The sequence below is a fragment of the Acetomicrobium sp. S15 = DSM 107314 genome (assembly GCF_016125955.1).
Taxonomy (GTDB): Bacteria; Synergistota; Synergistia; order Synergistales; family Thermosynergistaceae; genus Thermosynergistes; species Thermosynergistes pyruvativorans.
In genome coordinates this window covers 1-308 of the sequence record NZ_JADEVE010000264.1, presented here as the reverse complement: position 1 = coordinate 308, position 308 = coordinate 1, and the positions used below count along the sequence as shown (strand labels likewise).

Below are 308 nucleotides of genomic sequence, written 5' to 3'. Positions count from 1 at the left end.
AATGGCCAACGCCAAAAGCATCCCAGGAAATGCGAGCAGTATGTCCATGAAGCGCATGATAAGTTCGTCGAGCTTGCCGCCAAAATATCCACCGAGGGCGCCGAGGGAGATTTCCACAAGGAGTGCCACAATGACGGAGCTCACCTGGATCAAAAGCGATATTCGTGCACCCCAGATGATCCGGGAGAGTATATCCCTGCCCCCGGCAATATGGACGGTTACGGCCCAGATGCCCATATTGCACAACGCCTCGACTGCGCCTCTGACGGTGTTGGGTATGTCATGGAGCTTTAAGTCCAAAAACACCC

At 54.2% G+C, this 308-nt stretch carries 1 protein-coding gene; it reads right to left on the bottom strand.

Annotated elements, in window-relative coordinates; genetic code table 11:
• A partial coding sequence (locus tag EZM41_RS07175) for an orotidine 5'-phosphate decarboxylase / HUMPS family protein (RefSeq protein WP_198470437.1) occupies positions 1 to 308 on the bottom strand: 308 nt, incomplete at both ends.